Here is a 20,880-nt window from a genome sequence, read left to right on the forward strand (position 1 = left end):
CCGCCTCCAGGCCATCGAGCGGGACACCGACGTGGCCTGAGCAGTGGTGCACATAACTCTGTACTTGGTGGTGCACTCAGACGAGTACGGGGACACCACCCCGAACAGGCCGAGCCTCACCAGCCCGACTACGGCGGCCTGGGACCGCCGACCCTGCCGCGCTATCGAACCCCGCCACGAGCCCTGTCCCAGCACGCAGCCCAGATCCCTGCGGACATGCTCGTCGAGGTGACCTGGCGGCAGGGCAGCAAAGGGCGGATGACCTCACGGTTCGCCGTGCTCACCGTGCGTCCGGCGGGCAAGCAGGCCCTGGCCGCCGCCCAGGGGGCAGGCGGTGGGCACTACCGGTGGGACGGTGTCCTGCCCGCTTACACAGTGCTGGTGGAATGGCCTGTCGGGCAGGACGCTCCGACCGGTTACTGGATATCGAACCTGGCCGCCACCACGCCGATCGCCGACCTGGTGCGGTGGGCGAAGATGCGCTGGCGGATCGAGCACGACTACCGCGAACTCAAACACGGTCTGGGCCTGGACCACTTCGAGGGCCGCACCTGGCGCGGCTGGCACCACCACGTAACCCTCGTCACCGCCGCCCAGGCCTTCCTCACCCTTCGGCGGCTCGACCCAAAAGCACACACGCCGGCCTCACTCTCTACCAGGTCCTCGACGTCCTCCAGGACCTGTTGAGGTGCTGGACCGGCACCTGCACCACCTGCGGCCGCCCCCTCACCCCAAGCAGAACCAGAGCCAGAACCTAACGAAGCACTACTAGTACTCCAGCTGTAGATCGTGATCTTCATGTCTGGGATGCGGCATGTCGCCGGTAATGACTTGTGCGTGATCGCTGCTGATGGCGGCGGCGCCAGTCGGACCAGCCGAGCCGGTGGGCTGCGTTGTGGAGCGGCTGGACGACGAGGTGATGAACAGGCGCTGCATCTCGTTGCAGGACAGTGGGACCAGGCCGTCGGGTGTGGGTCGGATAGGAAGCGAGCTCACCCGTGGTGCGGTTGAGGCGGATCAGCAGCTGGCGGTGGCCCGGCGTCGAATCGGCCAGGTCGATGACGGCCCAGTCGTAGAACCGCTGTCCCTTCGCGCCGGGTCCGGAGGAGAGCTTCTGCCAGGCTCGCTGGGGCACCGGCCTTGCAGCGTTGCGAATCGCACGTCCAGGAGCGCGGGACGTACAGCTCCCGGTCCACCGCGGCGTGTCCCCGCTCGCCGACGTAGACGAGGTAGACAGCGGCCTGGGAGTTCGCGATTCCCGGCTGTACCGGTGGACTGGCGCTGGACCCCGACGGCGTGGGTGCCCTTCTTGAGGTCACCGGTCTCGTCGACGGCCAGCACCGCGGCCTCGTCGTGGAGGTGCTCGACGACGTACTCGCGCACGTCATCACGGACCGCAGCCGCGTCCCAGGAGGCCGGCACAGCAGGTGCTGCATGCCGTGCGGGGTCGATTCCCCGGCTCACTCCGCGGTCGTCCAGCGGTTCTTGCGCGGCAGGTCGGACAGCAGGCCCAGCACCAACCGCCCAGCCCGCAGGCGGGGTTCGACCGGCGCGAACCGACCCGCGATCCGGCCTATGGCCGCCTCAAACGCTTCCCGCCAGCGGACGGGATCTGTCCTGTGGCCTGCGGCCACCGGCTCACCGTAAGTCCACACAGCTCATGATGATCAACGGTGGCCGCACCCATCTAGCGTCTACGACGACCCGGTCTGCGGGGGAGAGGGAGCCGGGCGCTTCGCCGCAGCGCCGGAAGGAGCAGCGCATCATCGGGCGGCCTGTGCGCGGGTGGCGCCGGCCAGGAAGGGTGAGGCCGTCGCGGACGGCGCGCGGGACGAGGTGGCCGCGGAGGCGGAACACGGTCTGCGTCGTGTCCGGGCCGTAGGAGGTCAGGTAGTTCCAGAGAACGAAGCCGCGCACCGCACAAGCCGTCCTTCGGGCCGATTCGCCAGCCCCTGAGATGAGCGCCGCACACCGCACGCCGCTGGGGCGGCGAAAAGGGGGACCTGCAAAAGGAGCCGGTAGGCCGCCCGGCGGCGTCGCCGTCGAGCCGGACGACCACGGCGTCGGACGTTCCGGGGCGGGCGGCGATCCGGGTGCCCGCGATCGGCCCCGGCCGGCCTCGCAGGCGACCGGACCACCGTCTCAAGCGCCACCGGGCCGTGGCCACGAGGTACGAAAAGCCAGCCGTCCGCTACGAGGCGACCGTGCTGGTCGCAGCCCTCAACGAGTGGCTGTGACCGGCACTTTCCCAACAGACCCTAGGCCCGGCTAGGAGTCTTGATCGGGACACAGGGGAACTTGTCGGCGTCCACTTCGGCGTCCCTCGTGGGACCGCACAGCTCGAACGACGTGGCCTGCTCCGTGTCCGACAGACTGAATCCGACCACGCCCATCTGGGTTTCGCCTCGCTCGACCTTGCTTCCGAGGAGGGTTTCGCTCCAGCTGTAGTTGGGCCACTCGTTGCCCGCGTCCGCCTGGACATCGTCGAGGTCGACGAGTTCGCTGCTGGGATACGCCTCGTAGAAGCAGTAGCCGCTCTGCCCGACATCGCAGGGCTGCTCCGTCGACTTGAACTTCAGCCGAAGATACTTGAGTTCGACGCTTTCCACCCCACGGTCGGGCAGCTCGCCGGTCACAGCGACGTAGACGGCGACAAAGTGCTTCCCGGGGTCGGCCGACTTGCCCACCAATTCGGGTGTCCAGCCAGTCTCCACGGGCTTCACGCGCACGCCGAGCGGCATCCCCGGTTCGGTCGTCACGAAGTCCTTGCCCGGAAAGTCGGCGAACTTCGTGTACTTGGGCTGCGAGGCGATCGATGACGACTCCGTGCTGGTGGACGGCGTAGCATCCTTGGCGTCACCGTCGCTGTCCGAACACCCCGTGACCAGTACGAGAGTGCCAACGGCGAGCGCTGCCAGCTTGCGAGTCGACATTGCATCCTTCTCGGATCAGAAAAACCGAGCCGCAGCATAGCGAGCTGTAGCGAGGCGTGCGCCCCGCCAAACGAGAGAAGTAGCCGGAAACTCGTATGTGGGAAACCCGGAGTTGAACGTCGTGATGATTCAGTGAAGATGTGAACGGCCGACTCCATGCTTGTCACCGCCGATTACGCCGGTCAGGACATCCACCTCACCGCAGTGCAGCCCGATTCCGTCTCCAGCAGGAGGACCGACGACAGCGGCGCCGGCGGACAGCGACGCATTGTGACCGCTGTACACACCTCTCCGACGATGCTATGGACCTTCGCCCTCACGGTACTTCCGCCCCGTCCGTGACGGCGTCCCGGGCGATGTCCGGAAGCCGGGGCCTGGGTTCGCTCGTCGTTGCTGGTGTAGGGGACGTAATTCCATTCGTCGAGCAGAGTGCGGTTGAAGCGTTCGACCTTGCCGGCAGCGCCGAGGTCGGGGTCCGCTACGCACCGAGGCCCACCAGCCGTTCCACCTCCCGCTCACGCGAGGCCTCAGGGCGCAAACACAGATGGATCGCAGACACAGATGGATCCGGTTCCTGGACGGAGCCGTCGGGTCGCACGCGGTGCCCTTCGCGTGCGCCTGTGCGCTGTGCGCGGCACCTTTCGGGGTCGCTGCAGCGGGTGATGGTGTTCGTCATGCCGTGTCCCGCACGTTGGACGCGTCGCCTGTCCTTGGGCGGACGACAGGGAAAGGACGCGCTCGATGTCAGCACAGAGGTCATCCACGATCGAGGTCCCTGAGATCCAAGTGCCGTTTCCCCTCAACCGGCACCCCGACTACGACCACGTCCGCAACCGTACATATCAGTGGGCAGTCGAGCGGGGGATCATGACAGCCGACGCGGCCCGCGACCACCTTGACGGATTGCGCTATACCGACCTGATCACCGGGTACTACGTCGGGGCGCCGCTGCCGGCCCTGTGCGCGATCAACGACTTCAGTGTGTGGTTCTTCGCGTGGGACGACCGGCACGACCGCGACGCAGTGCATGGGCGGACCGCGGCCTGGTACGCCTTGCAGTACGCTCTCGGAGAAACGCTGCGGGCGCCGGACCGTCACACGGGTCACGACGAGCCGCTGGTCGCTGGTTTCGCAGACTGTGTCCTGCGCCTCCAGGAGCGTCTGGGATCAGGGTGGGCGGAGCGGTTCGCCAGTCACTTCTGCCGGACCATCGCGGCATATGGCCGCGAGTTCCACAACCGCACCAGCGGCCGGATCCCCAGCGTGGCGGAGTACCTGTCCTTGCGTCGGCACACGTTCGGCATGGGTGTGTGGTTGGACTGCCTGGAGCTCGCCGCTGACCGGGTACTGCCGGAAACGGTTCGGCTCAGCGAGCCGTACCGGGAGGCCGGGTGGGCATGTCAGGAGTTCGCGGCATGGTTCAACGACCTGCACTCGATGGCCAAGGAGGCCGCAGTCCGCGATGTCCACAACCTGGGCATCCTGCTGGCCCGCGAGGCCGGGGTCTCCCTACGGGAGGGTGCCAGGTTGCTGGCGGCGTGTCTGCGGGCGCGGGTGCGGGACTTCGAGCGTGCCGAGCAGGGTGTGTGTCTGTTGGCCGAGCGGCTCCCGGAGTTGGAACGGGAGGCGGTGCAGTCGTGTTTGTACAACATGCGCAACTGGATCTCGTCGGTGCACTGGTTCCACTACCGCTCGACCCGCTACCAGATCGCCGCGTGGGCGGATCCCACGGCACCGCCATACGTGCACGACAGCGCGCCGCAGGGCCGTGCGTAGCCGCTCGGACAACCGACAGCGCGGCATCCCAGCTCGGCGGCGTACCCAGTGAACGATGCACAGAAAGGGCATTTCGACGATGACTGCCGCGCCTTCCACCACTGATACCGAGCCCCGGGACCGCCCCGCGACGCTGGCCACTGCCCCCGGGGGTCTCCCCCTGCTCGGACATGCCTGGCAACTGCGTTTCCGTCCGCTGCGGTTCCTCGACTCCCTGCGCGGACAGGCCGACCTGGTCGCCCTTCGGCTGGGCCCGATCCCGGGATACCTGGTCAACGAGCCCAGGTTGGTCCACGAGCTGCTCGTCGTACGGAACCGGGAGTTCACCAAGGCCGGCAGCCCGCTGTATGAGACCGTGCGTGTCCTGGCGGGCAACGGCCTGGGTACGAGCGAGGGCGAAACGCACATGCGACAGCGCCGCACGCTCCAGCCGCTGTTCCATCCCCACCGCATGGAGCACTATGCCCAGATCATGACCGCTGTCGCCGAGGAACGCAGCACCGCTTGGCGCCACGGCCAGCGCCTGCGCGTCGACCGGGAGATGTACCGGATCGCCGCCACCGCCCTGACCCGCTGTCTGTACTCGGTACGCCTGCCCGACGACGCGGTCCACGAGATCACCACGCACCTGCCAGTCGCCTTTGCCGGCGTCGGCAAGCGCGCTGCGCTGCCCATCAGCTGGCTCCACGCACTGCCCACCCGCGAAAACCGCGCCTACACCACCGCCGTGCGCCGATTGCACGCCCTGGTGGCGCAACTCATAGACGACCGCAGGAACGACCCCACTCCCAGCCCCGACCTGTTGACCGCGCTTTTCGCAGCCCGAGACGAACACACTGGCCGGCCCCTGTCCCAACAGCAGATCCACGACGAGGTCATGACCCTCCTCCTCGCGGGCACCGACACCAACGCTGCTCTCCTCGCCTGGACCCTGCACCTGCTGGGCGCGCACCCCGACGTCGACCAACGCCTCCACACCGAACTCCGCCACGAACTCGGCGACAAGCCCCCCGCCCTGGACGACCTGCCCCGTCTCGGCCTCCTGCGCCGGGTCGTCGCCGAGACCCTGCGCCTGTACCCACCGGCCTGGCTCATCCCACGCCGTGCCGCAACCGACGCTCAACTCGGCGGACACCGCATACCGGAGGGCGCCTACGTCTTCTACAGTCCCTACGCCCTCCACCACTCACCCGGCCACCACACCCGCCCGGACGACTTCGATCCGGACCGGCCCGAGGCAGAGCTGTCGTACGCCGGTACCGGCACCGCCTTCCTGCCCTTCGGCGCGGGCCCGCACAAGTGCATCGGCAACGCTTTCAGCCTCGCCGAAGTCCACCTGACCCTGGCAACCATCCTGCCCCGCTGGCGCCTGCGTCCGGAGCCGCCCCACACCGTCCGCCCACGCGCCTTCACCACGCTCACTCCAGGCCCGCTGCTGATGCACGCCGAGCCGCGCACGCGGTGACAGCCCGCCGCCGACCGTCCACAATCGCGGCGCAGTTGCCCTCTTCGACGACGCCGGCCAGAAACAACCAAGCGACCCCCGCTGACCGACTGGTCCGGGCAGCGGAGGCCGCTTCGTGTGTACTCACGCGCTCAAGTGGCAGCCGTGCCAGAAGAGACCACGCTTCAAGCGGGCTCCGGCGCGGACGAGGGCGACGAGGCGAGGTGCGTTCACGGCTCGCCACCGCCGCTGGGCCGACTCGACGAGCTTGAAGACCATGGTGAGGGCGGCGGTACGGGAGCCGGCGCCGCGGATGACCTTGGTCCGCAGCCTGACGGCGGCGAAGGTGCACTCGATCGGGCTCGTGGTCCGCAGACGGATCCAGTGCGAGCTGGAGTAGTTCTTCCGCCTGAATGCCCGGCCCCGCGCGCCGAAGCAGCTCACCACCGGCTGATGGCTACCACCGACATGGAGTCCGATTCCTTTCCACGGGGTGATGAGGATCGGCTGATCGAGTGCATGGCGCATGAGGTGTGCCCGGTCGATCGAGCTGAACTGACCACCCTGGCCGCCGCTCTCGCCCCGGCCGCCGCCGTGCCTGACGTGAGAGCGGACGGGATCGGTGTGAGACTGGGCATGGAAGGGGTGATCCCTGTGTCGGACCTACCGAACGCGTCCTCCGGTCCCGACACTGCCGTCGACGAGAATCGGCTGGAAGAGCTGATCATCGAGGCGCAGACTGCCCTGCCAGTCGAACTGCCCACCCTGGCGAACCGGTGCGCCTCGGCCCTTGGCCTGGGCACCGCGCTGGTCTACCTCGTCGACCTGTAACAACGGCTGCTCATCCCGCTCGACGAGGCCCTGGATCCGCTGCCGGTGGACCGTTCGTCGGCCGGCTGGGCGTACCGAACGGTCTCCCCGCGGGTGGCCGAGGCCGACGACGGCTTGATCGCCTGGATGCCGCTGATCGACGGTGCGGCGCGGCTGGGCGTGCTGGAGGTGCGGACCGCCTCGCTCGACGGGATACGGATGCGCCGCACCCGGATGCTGGCTCATCTGTTCGTCATGCTGATCACCTCCAAGCGCGCCTACAGCGACTGGCTCGCCGCCCGCACCCGCACCGCGAGCATGTCGCCCGTCGCGGCGGTGGCGACCTGGTCGACGTCGTCAGCGCCGTCGACCAGGCGCTCGCCCAATGGCTGCCCGACCACTTCTGCACCGGCGTGCTGTGTCGGCTCGATGCAGAGACCGGAGCACTGCGCTGGGCCAATTGCGGTCACCCCCCACCGCTGGTGATCCGCGACGAGCGGGTGCTCGACGGGGCGCTGGACAGTCCACCGCAGCCGCCGATCGGCCTGGCCGGCACGCTCGCCCCAGCAGCCCGGCAAGTGTGGATCTCTCTGCGGATGGCCGCCGATGTTGATGAGGATTCCTGAATTTGGCTCTGGCCGCACTTCCGTGAATGCTCATGGTCGGGCCTTGTTCGAGCTCCTCTGGACCTGCATTCTCACCCAGCCGTCGGTTCCGCTGCAGCACGGCCCTGGTTGTCAGGCGCGCTGACGTTGCTCATGTAGGAGAGCCGCAGCTCGAAGGTCATTGGTCACCATCACCTGGGCCAGTCTGGCCGCGATGGTGATCACGATACCCCACCCCGGATGATCGAGATAGGCCTCATCCGGGGCGCCGCGACCCACGGATTCCTGCACTGCCGAGTAGGCCGTGCCCAGCTCTTTGATGAGCGTGACCTCCTCCTCGGTCCGTAGGCTCTTGCCCAGCCACGGAGCCGGGTCGTCCGCGCTGCAGAAGTCGTCGAAAAGCACGTTGACCACGTAGTCCAGGTCGTCGAACTCCTCCGGCTGCAGCCACACTTCGCGTTGCCATGAGGGGCTCGCCAGAGAGAGGACCGCCGGCACAACATGCAGACGAAAAGCGGGCAACTCAATGCCGTGATCAGTCACCCAGCCAGCCTACTGAGTCGGTGAGGGACGCAGGCGTTACCCGATCACGGAACTGCGGACAGAGCCCTGAATTTCCCCACCCCCGATCGGCTCCGTTGCCCCAGACCTGCTCTTGTTCCCCACTCAGGGACGTGGCTGACGTCGGCGAAGCGGATGCGCCCGGCCTTCGAGGGTGCGGAAGGGGTTCGAGGAGCCCCTGCGGGGCCCGGACGGCCTCGCAGGACCATCCGCAGAAAGCGATGGTTTCTTGAGATCCTGCAGGCGCTCAGGCGCTCAGGCGCTCAGGCGCTCAGGCGCTCAGGCGCTCAGGCGGCCGGGAGGGCGGGAGGGCGGTAAGGAGGGCATCAGTTTGGGGCTTGAGTGGCTCAATCGCCCTTCTCGGTGAACATGTTGATCAGGCCGTGGGCTGTGTTGTCGGCGGAGTCGATCCCGGGCATCTCGTCGGTCTCGGCGCTGCGGGGGAACATGGCCTGCTCGTACTCGGTGAGCCCCGTCTCGATGTCGTCGGGGTGCGCGGCGAGGGCTTCACCGAGTTCGGCGCCGTCGAGCATGGCCAGGTTGGCGCCCTCGCCGTTGGGAGCCGCGAGGTGGGCGGCATCGCCGAGCAGGGTCACCCCCGGCACCCGGTCCCACCGGTGCCCGGTCGGCAGAGCGTAGAGGGGGCGCAGGACCGGCGCGACGTCGCTGTCGGTGATCAGCGCGGTGAGCTCCGGCGCCCAGCCGTCGAATTCCTGCGCGATCCGCGCGGTGGCCGTGGCGGCATCGGCGAAATCGATGGCGGCGAACCAGTCCTGCGGCTCGGACAGCCCCACGTAGGCGTGCAGAGTGTCGTCCTTCTCCCGGTGAGCGAAGATCTCCCTGCCCGGAGAAGGCGCGATCATCATCCCGCCGCCGACCGCTGTCGCGGCGGCCGGGTGCCGTGTGCCGGCGTCGAACAGGTAGGTCTCGACGACCGATTTACCGATGTACTCGGGTGTGGCGGTGGACAGCAGCGGCCGGACCCGCGACCACGCGCCGTCCGCGCCGACCAGCATGCTGGTGACGACGGTGCCGCCGTCGGCGAACGTCACCTCGTGGCGACCCTCGCCGAGGGCACGGGTGCGGCTGACCTTGTGCCCCCACCGCACGGTGCCCGCCGGGAGTGAGTCGAGCAGGATCTTGCGCAGGTCGCCGCGCGGCACCTCGGGGCGTCCGCCCGTGCCGTCGTCGGCTTGGTCGAGCAGGACAGTCCCGTCCCGATCGAGGACCCGCATCGCCTGGCGACCCTCCAGAACGATGGCGTGGAACTCGTCCATCAGCCCGGCCGCCTTGAGTGCGAGCTGCCCGTTGTAGTCGTGGATGTCGAGCAATCCGCCCTGTGCGCGCGCCGAGGGGGATGACTCCGCTTCGTAGACCGTGACCGGGATTCCGTGAACGTGCAGGACGCGGGCCAGCGTGAGTCCGCCGAGTCCGGCGCCGATGATTGTGACTGGGGTGTGCATGGTGGCTCCTTCGGGATCGGGCCGCCCGGTGAGCTCCGGCCGGCCGTCTCTGGAAAAGTGCCAGCCCCCGCCGACGAGCCACCGACATCCGACCGATAGTGCTCCGACATGGCACCGACACCCCAAATCAGTTGGCTGTCAGGTGGACACCCCCCTGGTTGAGCCCGTAACCAAGTGGGGATGGCGAGCGGCGGTGGCCGCTTTCAATGCTCTGGCAGCTCTGGCAGCTCTGGCAGCCCGTGTGACTGAATCGTCGAGAGGGGTCACTCCGCGAGGCGGCGCTTCCACCAGGGATCTGTGGGTGGCGAGAACGGATCTGGCAATGTTCGTGCCATGAAGCGGTCGTCGAGGGGTGCGACCGCTCCGAGTAGTTCACGGCGTGCCTTGCGATTCATGGCCGAGGCCGCACCTTGCAGCAGCGTTCGGGCGTGCCTGTCCCTCCAGACGGTGGTTCCGCACCCGTGATTGGGTCCGTGGTTCGGCCATGAGTGAAGCGCCAGAGCCCATGCCCGGAAGGCGTGGGCGACGTGACCGGAAGGCAACCGGTACTGAGCTTCGAACTGTGCGATCTGCCGGTTCGTCGCAGCGGACAAACCAGGGATGTCCTGTCGGCTTCTGGCGCTCCTGCGGCGGAGTTGCTCGGTTCTGATCTCGCCCGGTGGCCGGCGAGGCATGGACACTTCCAGATGGGAAGACGAGTCGTGATCCAGCCCTCTCCTGACTGCAGATCAGCGCTGTTGGCTGATCCGTTGAGTCAACCCTTCGAAGAACTCCTGCAGGCCGGCGGCAGCAAGGTCGAACTGAGCGAGCCACGAAGCGGTGGCGGACCTCCAAACTCGCCCGGAGCCTGCCAGCGCGAACAGGTGGCCACCCCCGTCGCTGGCGAACACCAAAGCAGGCTCTTCCCCTTCGATCTCGATGGCCCCGTACTCACGGAAATGACTTGCGACCGTGGAGGCCGGGTGGACGAAGTAGCCGCTGTCGACATCGGGCAGGGAGACCTCGTCAATCACCCAGTACATCGTGGTCAGGTCCGAAGGGATCGGCGTCAGTTCCACAAGGGCATCCGTCGCCTTGTGACTCGCAGGCGTTGCGAGCCCGACCACGCTCCTGCCGGGCGGGAAGCCATGGCGCGCCTCAAAGGACCGCATCAGTTCCGTGACTGCCGCTTCCGTCTGCTCGCACCAGCCGCGGACCCACTCGGCCTCAAGCCGCTCATCAGCCACGATCACTCCTTTGAACCTCCGACGACTCGCCCTCCGCGAGTCCGGGAGAACATACAGGGGCGCTCACGCAAGCGCGGCCAGAGCCGTTTTCAAGGAGCCTCAACAGCCCGTCGTCCGACTGGGACTGATCTGATTCATGTGCGCGCCGGCGTACGGTCAGCGGGGCAGCCGTCTCCTGGAAGCGAGACGATGGAGCCGCCGATGGCGGGTGCGCTTCGGGTGAGGGGACGTCGCCGTGGATCGTGTCGGATGAGCTGTGGGACTACCTGACCTGGAGCCGCTACTGCCGCAGCGGGAGCGGCGCTTCCGGTACCCAGGCCGCAGGCGGCTGCCGGAGCGGCAGGTGCTGTGCGGGATCATCTACGTGCTGCGGCGAGGCCGACATGTGGCAGCGTTGCACGAGGTGCTCCGGCCCGAGCCCAACGCCGCATCCCGGCTCGACTGATCCCGCTGTGTGGTCGACGCTTCCCACGTCAGGGCGTTGAAAGGGGGAGGGAGCTGCACGGACCCGTCGCCGGTCGACCGGGGCAGGGCCGGCTCGAAGCACCACTTGATCACTGACGGGCACGACACCCCGCTCGCGATCCTGCTGACCGGTGGCAACCGCAACGACATCACCCAGCTGCTGCCCCTGCTCGACGCGATCCCGTCCGTTCCCTGCCGCATCGGCCGTCCGTTCTGCAGGCCGGATGCCCTGTCCGCCGACCGCGGCTACGACCACGACGTCTACCGCGACCAGGTCCGCGCCCGCGGCATCGTGCCGCAATCGCCCGCCGCGGGACCCGGCACGGCACTCGCCGGGCACCTACCGCTAGAGGGCCGAGCGCACCTTCGCCCGGCTGCACGGCTTCCGACGCCTGCGCACCCGCGCGGAACGGCGAACCGACATCCACGAAGCGTTCCTCGAACTCGCCTGCTGCCTGATGCGCCCACCAGCAACTCGGCTCACTGTGCCAGCCGTTGTAGGCCGTTAGTTGTCGTCGAAGCAGCTTTCCTCGCGCTTTGCGACACCGAGAAGGATCGCGGTGTCGGTGCTGGCCCTCCCCAGCGCTCCGGGCACCTGGGTGCAGACCTTCCAGCTTCGAGCAACGGACGGTTTGCGCCCACGACTTCGGACGTCGTACGTGCGGATCGACTGGAAGCCGGCAGCTCGTGCTTCGTCCAGGGCAGCTTGCAGATTCTGACCCGCGAGGTCCGGAACGGGCGCGCTCCCATGACTGCTGCCGCTGCCGACAGTGAATTTCGCCTCGGGGCCAGGAGAGGCTGTTGCGTCTGTCCGCTGTACGGGGGTGTGGGCGCCTGGTGTCTCCGTCGTGCAGGCCGAAATGGCGAGGCAGACGGCGGTGACGAAGACGATAGCGGCGGTACGGTGCATGGCCCCCCAGGCGATCAAACGACGAACGTAGGACTCTCGCGGGCCACGGAGTGTAACGTCCGTTCGCCAGCACCCGTCCCGCGGGTGACGTCAGTGACGGTCGCTTGTTGCCCCAGGGGTCCCGGCGAGTGTGAGGCACCGCAGTACCAGGTGCCGCCCCTCCGAGCCGACGATGAACGGCTGACCGGTACCACAGTTCATCCGTCACGATCCACGGTAACGTCCCCACACCAGATCGAACGCCCAACTCCCGCGCCAGACGCGGTGACCAGCTCCCACTCTTCTCATTGTGTTGGCCGTTGTAAGGCGCCTGTGACCATGCGCCTGCTGGGAGGATCGCGTCTCATGACTTCCGTTGCATGGAGTACTCACTCTGTCGAGCTCCGGTCCAACAGCGTGATCAAGAGGTTCCGGCCTGAGAGTCGCGGAGTGTGCGAGCGGGAGTGGCGCGCGCTGACGTTGCTCGCCGCGTATGCACCGGGCTTGGCCCCGGTCCCTCAAAGCGTGGACTTTGCGGCGGAGGAGCCGATGGTGGTGATGTCGCGCGTGCCTGGTGAGCCGTTGCGAGGAGTGCCGCTCGGCGATCGGCAGCTCAAGGCTCTGGCCGCGGCGGCGAGCGAGCTGTATGCGGCTGTGCCGGCGGAAGTCCTGGCTGAGGTCCCGGTCCGGCCTGGCCAGCAGCATCAACTCATCACCCAGATCCACGCCTGGGTGCCGCAGGTTCGCCCGCGAGTCAGTGATGAGGTGGGCGAGGCCATGGACCGCGGTCTTGCATGGCTGGCCCGTTCAGGCATGGAACGAACCAGCCGGCCAGAGGTCCCGATGGTTTTCGGTCCGGGGGACGGCAATCTCGCCAACTATCTGTGGGACGGCACTCGCGTGCATGTCGTCGACTTCGAGGACTCCGGTCTCAGTGACCGGCCCTTCGAGCTGGCGGAGATTACGGAACACGTGGCCAGCTGGGTAGGCTCGCCCCTCGATGCGGAGGCGTTTCTCGATCTGTTCGACCTGACCGCCGCCGAACGCGCGCGGCTGCCGGAATGCCGCAGGTTGCTGGCGCTCGTGTGGTTGTTCCTCTTGTCCTTGGACGACGCTCACCATCCCCGCAATCCGCCGGGAACGGTCGAGCGGCAGGCGGCACGCCTGTCCACGCTTCTTGCCTGAGGTCGTACGCTGGCCGGTCGTCCGGGCCGAGACTGATCACGAGGTGCCGCGTCCTGTCCTGTGGGGCCGCTCGACGCAGGGGAGGCCAGGGACTTCAGCTGCTGGATCCAGCTGACTGCCAAACTGAGCAAGAGCCAACCACCAGACCAGCGATCAGGCGGGAGCATCGCCGCACTTCTCCCGAACCCCGGCTGACCACTGGCAGACGTGTCCGATCAGCGGCTCAGGAAGGGTTGGAACTTGCTACGCATGGCTGTGAAGGACGGTGGCTGTGACTCTTCCCGTTCCCGTCGACGTGGAGCTACACCCCAAAGTGCTGGTCGCCCAGGCGTGCGCGCAGCTGGGGCGTGAGACCGTGTCCGAGTGGTGTGTGTCCCTGTTGGAGGAGCGGATCGCGCCCGACGATCCCTGCCAACCGTCCTTGGCCTGGATCGGTGGCAATCCCGCCGCGGCCGCGCTGCGATCAGGGCGGCTCGGCCGCCCCGATCAGAGTCACTGGCCGCGTGTGTGGGCGGTCCGAGCACTGCGCTATGCATGGACACCCGAGGCCGCTCCGGCGATCGGACGAGCCTTGACCGACTCTTCCTGGCGGGTGCGGGAAACAGCGGCGAAGCTGGTAACTATCCACGAACTGGCCGAGTCGGTCGAGCTGTTGGCGGCTCTGGTGACGGACGAGGTTGCCCGGGTGCGAGCTGCATCGGTGCGTGGGCTCGGAGCCGTAGGCGAGAGTGACTACGCCAACCTGATCCGCTCGGCTCTCGACGACCCCAACCCAGCCGTAGCCGTCGCAGCAGAAATGGCACTTGCAGAGCTGGGCCACCGGCTCGACAGAGATTTGTGATCAACCCTCAGTAGTTCGGAACTATTCGTCTAGGCGGGGACTTCTCCATGCCCAATCACCTCACACCCCACGATCACATCGCCGATCGTGAGGCCCTGTGCGCCTTCCTGGCACGCCTCCGAGCTGAGTACGACGAGAGCGGTGATCACTGGGAGAATCAGACACTGGCCTCCTTCCTGGAGGCCCTGGAAGCCTGGCTCTCGTCTGCGCCCGGCTGGTACGCCAACCACAAGCAGACTCTGCCGGCCGAGGGCGACTGGACGCTCTTCGCCCGCGCGCTCAGCGCCGCACGGCACTACGAGTGACCACGTGCCCCCGGCGTGCCCGATGAGAGGGTAAGCGGCGGGGAACAGCGGGCAACGTCGGCAAGCGGCCAGGGAACACGCCGGTCAATGTCCCCCCCCCCAGGTCAGCACGCCTCCGCATACACGATCTCCCTCAGGCAGGGTGAGGACGCTCACTTGGTTCGCCCCCCAACACACACGGCCCTGCCATGGCGCCCGGCGCGGCGGCTGTTGATGGACCTCACCGTGACGTGCGCAGCGGTGACGATGGCTGCACGGCCGGAGCGCTTGTCGTCGTACAGGGCCGCGTCGGCGGCACGCTGTAGGACGGTCAGGTCGTGACTCCCGATCAGGTCCGGGGTCGCGGCGCTGACCCAGGCGGCTACATCGGCGGTGCGGCCGTCGCTGATGTCCTTGAAGTGGTTTTCTCTGACTAACTGATAGTTACAGAATGAGACGAGCCCGGGTACCTCGGTTTGCGATCTCGGTCAGCGGGGGTGCCCTGCGTGTGCGCCGGCAGGGGAAATGTCGGTCGACGCCGCCTGACGACCTGGCTAGGGTCGCGGGCATGACGATCAAGTTGAACGATGCCGCCCGCAGGCTCCTTGACGATGTGAATCCCGCGGTGCTGGCCACCGTGAACCCCGACGGCAGCCCGCAGACCTCAGTGGTCTGGGTCGCCCGGGACGGCGACGACGTGCTGATCTCCTCGGCAGGCGGCCGTCGCAAGGTCACCAACGTGGAGCGCGACGCACGGGTCAGCCTGACGGTCTACGACCGGGCCAACCCGCTGCGATACCTGGAGGTACGCGGTACCGCGACGGTGGCCGAAGATCTGGGCCGGAAGCTGGCCGTCGCACTGGCCGAGCAGTACGAGGGGCCCGACGCGGGTGAGGAGTACCTGGAACTACCGCCGGAGGTGGTGCGGGTGATCGTCAGGATCACCCCGCAGCGGCTGGTCGGCACCTTCGCCGACTGACTGATCGTTTCTGAGCGAGTTGATGTCCACCCGCTTTCCCTGTCGTCGGCTGAGACGCGTCATGGTGCGAGACGGCCGGAGCACCTATCTTCCTCTGGTCCGCCCGGTGATCCAAACGAGAGCGCCTGGAGGTGACGCCCGGCATACGCGCGGGCAAGTCGCGGTTGCAGGCCGCTCGCGCGTGGATGGGCGGGTACTCCCCGGCGGTTCCGTCGGGGCGGGGGCTCAACTGGACGGCGTGACCGGGGACCTCATGCCGAGCCACTGCTCGGCGCCCCAGGCCTCGAACCGCTCTACCTCAGTGAACCCCAGCTTCGCCGCGAGACGCATCGAGCCGACGTTGGCGGTCTGGGTGGTGAGCACCACCGGCTCGCCGGGAAGTGCGCCGGCGAGCCAGCCGAGTGCCGCCGCGCATGCCTCGGCGGCGTACCCGCAGCCCCACGCCCGCGGCAGGAACAGGTAGCCGAGATCGGCCTTCCCTGCGGCAGCCGGGCGACGGTGCCCCGTTGCTCTCCTGAGCAGGATCTGGCCGATCATCGACCCGTCGAGATCAACGACGAAGCTCCCGGGCCACCGCTCGGGCACCTCAGGCGTCTCGCGCTCAAGCTCGGCACGCGCCCGTGGGCCGCCGAGGTAGGTGTGTACCTCTGGCGAGGCGAGCAGCTCGATGAAGGCCGCACGGTCCCGGGTCTCGGGCTCACGGAGCACGAGCCTCTCGGTCCTGATCGGCTCAGGCGGCCAAGCCACGGTTCCCAGATCTTCCATCTCCGCACGCTAACAGGTGGTCAAACCAACCGAACGGGAAACGCTTGACTCCACCCAGATCCGAACCCCGAACAGCACCTACTGGGTTCGTGAGCGGAAGGTGCGGCGGTAGGTGTCCTGTGGGACGCCGAGGGTGCGGTTGAAGTGACGGCGCAGTGCCGTGGCGGTGCCCGTGCCGGTGGCCGCTGCGACGGTGTCGATGCTGTCGTCAGTCTTCTCCAGCAGTTCCTGGGCGTGGCGGATCCGCTGGGCCAGCAGCCACCGCAGGGGAGTGGTGCCGGTTGCCGCGCGGAAGTGGCGGCCCAGGTGGCGAGAGCTCATCCGGGCCTGGCGGGCCAGGTTCTCCACGGTCAGCGGTTGGTCGAGTCGCTCGATGATCCAGGGGAACAGGGCAGTGAGCGGATGGTCGTCCTGGGCGGGCACCGGGGCGGTGACGAACTGGGCCTGGCCGCCGGGCCGGTGCGGTGGGACGACCAGGCGGCGGGCGACGGCGTTGGCGATCGACGAGCGGTGGTCGAGGCGGACCAGGTGCAGGCACAGGTCCAGCGCAGCGGCCTTGCCGGCGGAGGTGAGCACGCTCCCGTTGTCCACGTAGAGCACGTCCGGGTCAACCTCAGCCTCGGGGTAGCGGGCGGCCAGGAGGGCGGTGTGCTCCCAGTGGGTGGTGGCGCGCTTCCCGTTCAGCAGACCGGCTTCGGCCAGGACGAACGCGCCGGTGCACAGGGAGGCCACGCGGGCACCCGCGTCGTGGGCCGCGCGCACCGCGTCGACCAGTTCGGCGGGCGGGATCACGTCGACATCGGCCCAGCCGGGGACGATCACGGTGCCGGCGCCCTGGAGTTGGTCGAGGCCGTGGTCGGGCTCCACGTGGAACCGGCCGAAGGGCACGATGTCCAGCCCGCAGACCGTGAGGTCGTACCAGGGGACGGTGACCGCGGGCACGATCGGGTCCTTCACGGTCTCGGCGGAGGTGGCGAAGTCCGTCACCAGCACACTGCCGTCGGCCAGGGTGGCGGTGAGGCGAATGCGCCGGCTCACGCGCGTGAAACTGGCGATCTTGCCGATCGGCGGATGCGTGCGTGAGCGCGGCATGTGGTTTGCGCGTCGGATGGGTGGTCACCACACCAGCGCTGCTGATCGGTACAGACCCGGCGCCCGCGTCTGCTCCGGGGACGGGCTGTGCGGGGCGGCGGCACGCAGCTCGGTGTGGACGCCGGCCACCAGCCCATCCGGTTGATCCCCGCCCGGCCTGTCGAACGTTCCCGCTCAACAGCCCTGCTCGGGTGGGGAAACTGGCGTTCTCGTAACCGCCACGCGACCGAGCAGGGCCACTCTGATGATCAAGGGCCGCCGGAGCGGAACCCACGTGAACAAGCCTCCGGGTGTGCGAGCACGTCACCGAGCCGCACGGACCATCCATGGGCTCTCTGACCCCCGGTGGGCGGGCGGATCAGCGCAGTCCGGCGAAGAGATCGTTCTCGGGCACGACCGCTCCGGTGGTGTCCTGGACCCGTACGAAGGTCTCGACGCCCATCAACTCGGTGAACCTCTCCCGGCCCATCCTGAGGAAGAAGATGTTCTCGCCCTGGCTGGCGTGTGCGGCCAGCGCATCGAACTTCTGGCCGCCGAACGCGGTGGTGTCCACCCAGGTGGTGATCTCCTCGTCAGGGAGTCCGATCTCGGCCATCGCGGCGGCCTCAGCAGGATCCGGCTCCTGCACGTCCGCACCGAACTCGCGCATGACCTCCCCGAACCGCTGCATCATCGAGCGGGGCGCCGTCGTCCAGTACACCTTCGGTGTCTGCGCGGTCATCGCCAGCGCCGCCATCGTGATGCGGTTGGCCTGGATGTGGTCGGGGTGGCCATAGAAGCCGTTCTCGTCGTAGGTGACGACCACATCGGGCTGGTAGCGCCGCAAGAGTTCCACGAGCCGGGCAGCGCCCTCCTCCACAGGTGTCTGCCAGAAGGAGCCGGGGGCGTCATTGGCCGGCCAGCCCATCATCCCGGAGTCGGCGTAGTCCAGCATCTCCAGATGACTGACCTTCAGGACTTCGCAGCTTGCCTCGAGTTCTTGACGCCGCATCAAGGCGACGGCCGCCGGATCGTGTCCGGGGTCGCCCGGCTTGACACCCCCCGGTCCGTCACCGCAACCGCCGTCGGTGCACGTCACGAGGATCGTGCGAATGCCCTCCGCCGCGTACCGCGCGAGGACACCTCCTGTTCCAGTGGCCTCATCGTCGGGGTGGGCGTGTACCGCCATGAGCGTCAAGGGCCGGTCATTCATGAAACAGTCCTCCTATGTGAAAAGGCCTCGGTCCGAGTCTGCGGCGGACGTATGAGCGGTCACCCCTCAATATCGGATGTCGGATGACCGGGCGTACCGCGGACCCGAGGAGCCCGGATCACGTCGCGACGGCCTTTCGGTCTCTGTGTTCCCCGCCCGCGTGGCGCCGGTCTCCTGGCCGGTGCAACAGCGTGGGCCGGACCGGCTGTTCCCGCCGCACACCGGAACACCCCTCGGCCTTGGCCTTCGCGAGAGCGCCGGCTCGCTGCACGGGCCCGGGGCGCGGCAGGCGGCACCTGCTGCAGGACATCGCCGTGGAGCCGGGAGTCAGCCGGAGGAGGACCATCTCCAGTCGGCTCCGTGATGTCGGGGTTCGCGTTCCGTTCGGACAGCGGCCGATCGCGCTCCCTGACCAGACGTTCCGGCGTCGACGTAAAGCGGGCGAGACGCTCGCTGCCCTGGCGAGGGCCTATGGAGCGTCATCGCCTACGATCCGACGCCGACTGTCGGCGTAGCATCCCGCGCCGCGACCTCGCCCAGGCGTATGCAACCGAGACCACCGCCCGTGTGGCCTGCACTTTGGCCGAGGTCGACGGCGTAATCAGGTGACGGCGCAGCCGCACGGACAGCATCCCGTAGTCAAGGGCGGCCGTACGTGGATGACCACCTACCCGTGGGCTTGAGCGATCTGGCCCTCGTGGCAGGCTCGGGTGTTCCTGCCAACGCTCCGATTACAGACCGCCGGGCCCTGATGTGGGGAACTGCTGCGCCGGGATGTAGTGGCGGGCGAGGCCGGCATCCCGGTCGTGGCTGCGTCGGTGGGCCTCGGGGTCGCCGTACTTCGCCAGTAGCCGACGGCCGGAGACGATGTCCCGGATGAAAGTGAGCAAGGTCGTCATGCGCGTTCTCCCCGTACGTGCTTGTGCCTGTCAGGGAGTATGTGCCTGTTGGCCGGGGGATACGCGTGATTTGAGCGAGCCTTGAGCTTGCTGTGGCTGTCGCGTCGCCGTAGGGCGACGGCCTTGAAGGCAGAGGAATCCTTGGTGAGGGTCCTGCGTCCCGAGGGTGATGTAGATCCGGGCGAATCGTCGGCTCAGTTCGGCAGTCGTGGCCAGGTAGAGCGCTTTCGGGTCGATGGTTCTCGTCGGCGGGTTGAGTAGCCGCAGGGCTTCGGCGGGTTTCGACGGTCTGCCGCGCCCATCAGCATCCGGCGGGGGCTCATCACCGCCTGCCCCGGGTGCTGGGGCGTCGGCGCCGCCTGGCCGAACATCGCCCCGATGAGGCGTACAGCTCCCACCGGAACCGCCGCTACCTGCGGCGACGCCAGATCAAGCACACCATCTCCGAGCCGAGGAATCAGCACGTCAACCGCCGGCGGCGCGGTAGCCACGGGGGGCGGCCGACCGGCTTCGAGAGCACTACCTGCGAAAGGAGGAACGAAGTCGAGCGTTGCTTCAACGCGCTCCAGGGCTCCAGAGCAGGGGCGACTCGCTACGACAAGAGGGCCTACGTCTTCCACGGCACGGTCACTCTTGCCGCGGTTCGGCTGTGGCTCCGCTACTGACCTCAGCCACCGCAGCGGATGCCCCGGTGGTCGGCTCAGTCGTCGGCCGCGACGACGAGGGTGATCTGCCCAGCCGAGCGGTCGATGAGCACGAACTCGTGGAAGCAGTCGTGCACACGTCCCCAGTCATGAATCGCCTCATCTCCGAGCTCGCCGAGGTAGTGGATGCCATCGGCCGCAGCCAGGCGGTTGAACACCTCCCGCTGCAGATCTGCCTCCAGCTCGGCGGGCGGGTCCCAGAGCGGATCCACCCACTCCCGCAGGATCTGCACGGCCCTCTCCTGGCTGATGGCCTCGTAGAGGTCGGGAGTGATCAACCGCAGCCAATACGGACCGTGCCGGGGCCCGTCCGGCAGCACTCCACCACCCGCATAGTCGTCCCGGAACTGCTCATGCCCAATCAGTCCGGCAAGCAGCCCTCTGTCGTCCAGGGACTCCGCAGGGAAGCGGAGCTGCTTGATGTCGACCCACCGAAACCCGTGCTCCTTCGGATCCCGGACGTAGTGTCGAAAGTTGATGAAGGCGCTTCCCTCGTGAGCGAGCCCGTTGTCCATGGCGCCAGGCTAGAAGGCAGGAGAGGGGACCCTGCCGACCCACCGGACAGACCCTAGGGACCGCACGACCGATCCGGCGGCGGCTGGAGCTGTCCGGTCTTGCGGTTGGGCCAGATCGCCGCGGCCGGCGCGAGCACGCGCTGAGGGACGCGTATGGCGACGCCCTCGAGTCGTCCGGCCGCCGTGCTGTTCCAGATCGAGTTGGCCCTTGAGGGTGTCGTTCGCCGACTCGATCAGCTGCCGCACCAACTT

At 67.9% G+C, this 20,880-nt stretch carries 20 protein-coding genes and 5 pseudogenes; 12 read left to right on the top strand and 13 right to left on the bottom strand.

The window, feature by feature from the left end:
* Positions 1–216 precede the first annotated feature (216 nt).
* On the top strand, positions 217–687 hold the full coding sequence (locus ACFY3C_RS43940; protein WP_390774923.1) for a transposase: 471 nt from the start codon (positions 217–219) through the stop codon (positions 685–687).
* 109 nt (positions 688–796) lie between these two features.
* Here the strand turns inward: ACFY3C_RS43940 and ACFY3C_RS43945 are convergent.
* Both ACFY3C_RS43945 and ACFY3C_RS43950 read right to left on the bottom strand, forming a co-directional pair.
* A pseudogene (locus tag ACFY3C_RS43945) lies at positions 797–1,577 on the bottom strand (transposase).
* A 681-nt stretch (positions 1,578–2,258) separates the two neighbouring features.
* A complete protein-coding gene (locus ACFY3C_RS43950) occupies positions 2,259–2,933 on the bottom strand; it encodes a hypothetical protein (protein ID WP_390774924.1) in 675 nt (224 codons plus the stop codon).
* 741 nt (positions 2,934–3,674) lie between these two features.
* Here ACFY3C_RS43950 and ACFY3C_RS43955 point away from each other — a divergent pair.
* Entirely contained in the window at positions 3,675–4,709 is a 1,035-nt protein-coding gene (locus ACFY3C_RS43955) for a multidrug MFS transporter (protein ID WP_390774925.1), read from the top strand.
* Positions 4,710–4,788: 79 nt separating this feature from the next.
* Positions 4,789–6,174: a cytochrome P450 gene (locus ACFY3C_RS43960; protein WP_390774926.1), complete on the top strand. Its 1,386-nt coding sequence runs from the start codon at positions 4,789–4,791 to the stop codon at positions 6,172–6,174.
* 123 nt (positions 6,175–6,297) lie between these two features.
* On the opposite strand, the pseudogene ACFY3C_RS43965 reads toward ACFY3C_RS43960, so the two are convergent.
* Positions 6,298–6,552, bottom strand: a pseudogene (locus ACFY3C_RS43965) (hypothetical protein); the annotation flags it as partial.
* Between the two features lie 54 nt (positions 6,553–6,606).
* On the opposite strand from ACFY3C_RS43965, the gene ACFY3C_RS43970 reads away from it, so the two are divergent.
* From ACFY3C_RS43970 to ACFY3C_RS43980, 3 genes are read left to right on the top strand one after another with little or no spacing between them, the layout of a single operon-like run.
* Positions 6,607–6,984: a hypothetical protein gene (locus ACFY3C_RS43970; protein ID WP_390774927.1), complete on the top strand. Its 378-nt coding sequence runs from the start codon at positions 6,607–6,609 to the stop codon at positions 6,982–6,984.
* 45 nt (positions 6,985–7,029) lie between these two features.
* Positions 7,030–7,449: a hypothetical protein gene (locus ACFY3C_RS43975; protein WP_390774953.1), complete on the top strand. Its 420-nt coding sequence runs from the start codon at positions 7,030–7,032 to the stop codon at positions 7,447–7,449.
* Positions 7,353–7,589, top strand: coding sequence for a SpoIIE family protein phosphatase (locus ACFY3C_RS43980; RefSeq protein WP_390774949.1), 237 nt, complete (start codon positions 7,353–7,355; stop codon positions 7,587–7,589). The genes ACFY3C_RS43975 and ACFY3C_RS43980 overlap by 97 nt, the downstream gene beginning before the upstream one ends.
* 111 nt (positions 7,590–7,700) lie before the next feature.
* On the opposite strand, the gene ACFY3C_RS43985 is transcribed toward ACFY3C_RS43980, so the two are convergent.
* The 3 genes from ACFY3C_RS43985 to ACFY3C_RS43995 form a co-directional block, all read right to left on the bottom strand.
* Positions 7,701–8,111 carry a hypothetical protein gene (locus ACFY3C_RS43985; protein WP_386581829.1) on the bottom strand — a complete coding sequence of 137 codons (411 nt, stop codon included), beginning with the start codon at positions 8,109–8,111 and terminating at the stop codon, positions 7,701–7,703.
* Between the two features lie 365 nt (positions 8,112–8,476).
* Entirely contained in the window at positions 8,477–9,592 is a 1,116-nt protein-coding gene (locus ACFY3C_RS43990) for an FAD-dependent oxidoreductase (RefSeq protein ID WP_390774928.1), read from the bottom strand.
* 728 nt (positions 9,593–10,320) lie between these two features.
* A complete protein-coding gene (locus ACFY3C_RS43995; protein WP_390774929.1) occupies positions 10,321–10,818 on the bottom strand; it encodes a hypothetical protein in 498 nt (165 codons plus the stop codon).
* A 239-nt stretch (positions 10,819–11,057) separates the two neighbouring features.
* Here ACFY3C_RS43995 and ACFY3C_RS44000 point away from each other — a divergent pair.
* Positions 11,058–11,792: pseudogene (locus tag ACFY3C_RS44000) on the top strand (IS5 family transposase).
* Here ACFY3C_RS44000 and ACFY3C_RS44005 read toward each other — a convergent pair.
* Positions 11,789–12,193: a hypothetical protein gene (locus tag ACFY3C_RS44005; protein ID WP_390774930.1), complete on the bottom strand. Its 405-nt coding sequence runs from the start codon at positions 12,191–12,193 to the stop codon at positions 11,789–11,791. The pseudogene ACFY3C_RS44000 and the gene ACFY3C_RS44005 overlap by 4 nt on opposite strands.
* 345 nt (positions 12,194–12,538) lie before the next feature.
* On the opposite strand from ACFY3C_RS44005, the gene ACFY3C_RS44010 reads away from it, so the two are divergent.
* The 4 genes from ACFY3C_RS44010 (at position 12,539) to ACFY3C_RS44025 (ending at position 15,461) form a co-directional block, all read left to right on the top strand.
* Entirely contained in the window at positions 12,539–13,357 is an 819-nt protein-coding gene (locus tag ACFY3C_RS44010) for a phosphotransferase family protein (RefSeq protein ID WP_390774931.1), read from the top strand.
* 271 nt (positions 13,358–13,628) lie between these two features.
* Positions 13,629–14,198, top strand: a complete 570-nt coding sequence (locus ACFY3C_RS44015; RefSeq protein ID WP_390774932.1) for a HEAT repeat domain-containing protein — start codon at positions 13,629–13,631, stop codon at positions 14,196–14,198.
* Positions 14,199–14,245: 47 nt separating this feature from the next.
* The gene (locus ACFY3C_RS44020; protein ID WP_390774933.1) at positions 14,246–14,503 is read left to right on the top strand and encodes a hypothetical protein; all 258 of its coding nucleotides are present in this window, start codon (positions 14,246–14,248) and stop codon (positions 14,501–14,503) included.
* Positions 14,504–15,050: 547 nt separating this feature from the next.
* Complete coding sequence (locus tag ACFY3C_RS44025; protein ID WP_386581818.1) at positions 15,051–15,461, top strand: PPOX class F420-dependent oxidoreductase; 411 nt, start codon at positions 15,051–15,053, stop codon at positions 15,459–15,461.
* Positions 15,462–15,686: 225 nt separating this feature from the next.
* Here the strand turns inward: ACFY3C_RS44025 and ACFY3C_RS44030 are convergent, their stop codons facing one another.
* From ACFY3C_RS44030 to ACFY3C_RS44045, 4 genes are all read right to left on the bottom strand, one after another.
* Positions 15,687–16,226, bottom strand: a complete 540-nt coding sequence (locus ACFY3C_RS44030) for a GNAT family N-acetyltransferase (protein ID WP_390774934.1) — start codon at positions 16,224–16,226, stop codon at positions 15,687–15,689.
* A 78-nt stretch (positions 16,227–16,304) separates the two neighbouring features.
* Positions 16,305–17,216 (bottom strand): helix-turn-helix domain-containing protein, encoded by a 912-nt coding sequence (locus ACFY3C_RS44035; protein WP_390774950.1) that lies wholly within the window; start codon positions 17,214–17,216, stop codon positions 16,305–16,307.
* A gap of 460 nt (positions 17,217–17,676) precedes the next feature.
* Complete coding sequence (locus tag ACFY3C_RS44040; protein WP_390774935.1) at positions 17,677–18,510, bottom strand: PIG-L family deacetylase; 834 nt, start codon at positions 18,508–18,510, stop codon at positions 17,677–17,679.
* Positions 18,511–19,241: 731 nt separating this feature from the next.
* Positions 19,242–19,409, bottom strand: a complete 168-nt coding sequence (locus ACFY3C_RS44045; protein ID WP_389180507.1) for a hypothetical protein — start codon at positions 19,407–19,409, stop codon at positions 19,242–19,244.
* 281 nt (positions 19,410–19,690) lie between these two features.
* On the opposite strand from ACFY3C_RS44045, the pseudogene ACFY3C_RS44050 reads away from it, so the two are divergent.
* Positions 19,691–20,074 (top strand): annotated as a pseudogene (locus tag ACFY3C_RS44050) (IS5/IS1182 family transposase); the annotation flags it as partial.
* Between the two features lie 35 nt (positions 20,075–20,109).
* Here the strand turns inward: ACFY3C_RS44050 and ACFY3C_RS44055 are convergent.
* Both ACFY3C_RS44055 and ACFY3C_RS44060 read right to left on the bottom strand, forming a co-directional pair.
* Positions 20,110–20,628: a hypothetical protein gene (locus tag ACFY3C_RS44055; protein ID WP_390774936.1), complete on the bottom strand. Its 519-nt coding sequence runs from the start codon at positions 20,626–20,628 to the stop codon at positions 20,110–20,112.
* Between the two features lie 53 nt (positions 20,629–20,681).
* Positions 20,682–20,874, bottom strand: a pseudogene (locus ACFY3C_RS44060) (hypothetical protein); the annotation flags it as partial.
* Between the last annotated feature and the right edge of the window lie 6 nt (positions 20,875–20,880).

Origin of the sequence: Streptomyces sp. NPDC001410, assembly GCF_042895235.1 — a bacterium.
Taxonomy (GTDB): Bacteria; Actinomycetota; Actinomycetes; order Streptomycetales; family Streptomycetaceae; genus Streptomyces.

What these genes read in the sequence shown, in the direction of transcription:
- ACFY3C_RS43940 (WP_390774923.1), top strand. Translation starts at nt 217, where the DNA reads ATGCTCGTCGAGGTGACCTGGCGGCAGGGCAGCAAAGGGCGGATGACC.
- ACFY3C_RS43950 (WP_390774924.1), bottom strand. Translation starts at nt 2,933, where the DNA reads ATGTCGACTCGCAAGCTGGCAGCGCTCGCCGTTGGCACTCTCGTACTG.
- ACFY3C_RS43955 (WP_390774925.1), top strand. Translation starts at nt 3,675, where the DNA reads ATGTCAGCACAGAGGTCATCCACGATCGAGGTCCCTGAGATCCAAGTG.
- ACFY3C_RS43960 (WP_390774926.1), top strand. Translation starts at nt 4,789, where the DNA reads ATGACTGCCGCGCCTTCCACCACTGATACCGAGCCCCGGGACCGCCCC.
- ACFY3C_RS43970 (WP_390774927.1), top strand. Translation starts at nt 6,607, where the DNA reads ATGGCTACCACCGACATGGAGTCCGATTCCTTTCCACGGGGTGATGAG.
- ACFY3C_RS43990 (WP_390774928.1), bottom strand. Translation starts at nt 9,592, where the DNA reads ATGCACACCCCAGTCACAATCATCGGCGCCGGACTCGGCGGACTCACG.
- ACFY3C_RS44005 (WP_390774930.1), bottom strand. Translation starts at nt 12,193, where the DNA reads ATGCACCGTACCGCCGCTATCGTCTTCGTCACCGCCGTCTGCCTCGCC.
- ACFY3C_RS44010 (WP_390774931.1), top strand. Translation starts at nt 12,539, where the DNA reads ATGACTTCCGTTGCATGGAGTACTCACTCTGTCGAGCTCCGGTCCAAC.
- ACFY3C_RS44020 (WP_390774933.1), top strand. Translation starts at nt 14,246, where the DNA reads ATGCCCAATCACCTCACACCCCACGATCACATCGCCGATCGTGAGGCC.
- ACFY3C_RS44025 (WP_386581818.1), top strand. Translation starts at nt 15,051, where the DNA reads ATGACGATCAAGTTGAACGATGCCGCCCGCAGGCTCCTTGACGATGTG.
- ACFY3C_RS44030 (WP_390774934.1), bottom strand. Translation starts at nt 16,226, where the DNA reads ATGGAAGATCTGGGAACCGTGGCTTGGCCGCCTGAGCCGATCAGGACC.
- ACFY3C_RS44040 (WP_390774935.1), bottom strand. Translation starts at nt 18,510, where the DNA reads ATGAATGACCGGCCCTTGACGCTCATGGCGGTACACGCCCACCCCGAC.
- ACFY3C_RS44045 (WP_389180507.1), bottom strand. Translation starts at nt 19,409, where the DNA reads ATGACGACCTTGCTCACTTTCATCCGGGACATCGTCTCCGGCCGTCGG.
- ACFY3C_RS44055 (WP_390774936.1), bottom strand. Translation starts at nt 20,628, where the DNA reads ATGGACAACGGGCTCGCTCACGAGGGAAGCGCCTTCATCAACTTTCGA.